This window comes from Pontibacterium sp., from assembly GCF_041587635.1.
Classification (GTDB): domain Bacteria; phylum Pseudomonadota; class Gammaproteobacteria; order Pseudomonadales; family Balneatricaceae; genus Pontibacterium.
On the sequence record NZ_JBFGYC010000697.1, the window covers coordinates 1 to 1,736 of the forward strand.

2 protein-coding genes are annotated in these 1,736 nt (G+C 54.1%); both read left to right on the forward strand.

Annotated elements, in window-relative coordinates; translation table 11 throughout:
* A partial coding sequence (locus ABYW01_RS20855) for an acetaldehyde dehydrogenase (acetylating) (RefSeq protein WP_372836462.1) occupies positions 1 to 655 on the forward strand: 655 nt, incomplete at its 5' end.
* A 15-nt stretch (positions 656 to 670) separates the two neighbouring features.
* A complete protein-coding gene (gene dmpG, locus ABYW01_RS20860) occupies positions 671 to 1,699 on the forward strand; it encodes a 4-hydroxy-2-oxovalerate aldolase (RefSeq protein WP_372836464.1) in 1,029 nt (342 codons plus the stop codon).
* The last annotated feature ends 37 nt before the right edge of the window (positions 1,700 to 1,736 follow it).

Here is a 1,736-nt window from a genome sequence, read left to right on the forward strand (position 1 = left end):
CAGCCGCAAGCTGAACGAGCTGGGCGTGATAATGGTCGATCTGACCCCGGCGGCGATCGGCCCCTACTGCGTACCGCCGGTGAACCTGGCAGATCACGCTAAAAACCTCGAGATGAACGTCAACATGGTGACCTGTGGTGGTCAGGCGACGATCCCTATGGTTGCCGCAGTCTCTCAGGTACAGCCTGTTGAGTATGGCGAGATTATCGCTACGGTATCGTCCCGTTCTGCCGGTCCCGGTACCCGTAAAAACATCGACGAGTTTACCCGCACGACGGCGGGCGCGGTTGAGAAAGTTGGCGGCGCAGACAAGGGTAAAGCGATCATTATCATCAACCCGGCTGAGCCACCACTGATCATGCGTGACACCGTGCACTGCCTGACCAAAGAAGCACCGGATGAAGCTGCGATCACTGAATCCGTGCATGCGATGGTGAAAGAGGTACAGAAATATGTACCGGGTTACCGTCTGGTGAATGGTCCTGTCTTCGACGGCAACCGTGTTTCTGTCTTCATGGAGGTGGAAGGTCTGGGTGATTACCTGCCGAAATACGCCGGTAACCTGGACATCATGACAGCAGCAGGTCTGCGCACGGCAGAGATGTTCTCTGAAGAAGTTAGCAACGGCGCGATCGAATTACCGGCACGCGGTTAAGTGGGGGATTAAGTGATGAATTTGAAAGATAAGAAAGTAGTACTCCACGACATGAGTCTGCGTGACGGAATGCACGCAAAACGTCATCAGATCTCTGTGGATCAGATGGTGGATATTGCGACCGGTCTGGATGAAGCGGGTATGCCGCTGATCGAAGTCACCCACGGTGACGGTCTGGGTGGTACGTCTGTGAACTACGGTTTTCCGGCACACTCCGATGAAGAATATTTGGGGGCCGTGATCCCTAAGATGAAAAACGCCAAAGTATCCGCGCTGCTGTTGCCGGGTATCGGAACCGTTGACCATCTGCACATGGCAAAAGATCTGGGTGTTAGCACGATCCGTGTGGCAACTCACTGTACTGAAGCGGATGTGTCTGAACAGCACATCGGTCAGGCAGCGAAGCTGGAGATGGATACGGTTGGTTTCCTGATGATGGCGCATATGGCGACACCAGAGAAAATCCTGGAACAGGCGCGTTTGATGGAATCCTACGGCGCGAACTGCATCTACTGCACTGATTCTGCGGGTTACATGCTGCCGGATGAAGTGAGCGAGAAGATCGGCCTGTTACGTGCAGAGCTGAATCCAACCACCGAAATCGGTTTCCACGGCCACCACAACATGGGTATGGCGATTGCCAACTCACTGGCAGCAGTTGAAGCCGGTGCAATCCGTATTGATGGTTCTGTTGCGGGTCTGGGTGCCGGTGCAGGTAATACTCCGTTGGAAGTGTTTGTGGCGGTACTGGATCGCATGCAGGCGAACCACGGTATCGATCTGTACAAGATTATGGATGTGGCGGAAGATCGCGTTGTGCCAATGATGGACCAGCCGATCCGCGTAGACCGTGATGCACTGACACTGGGTTATGCCGGTGTTTACTCCTCCTTCCTACTGTTTGCACAGCGTGCCGAAGCCAAATATGGCATCACTGCACGCGACCTGCTGGTTGAGCTGGGTCGTCGCGGCACTGTAGGTGGACAGGAAGATATGATTGAAGACCTGGCGCTGACCATGGCAAAAGAAAAAGGGCTGATCTGATGGGCAATCTGACAAAATCACAAATTGAAGAGCTGGC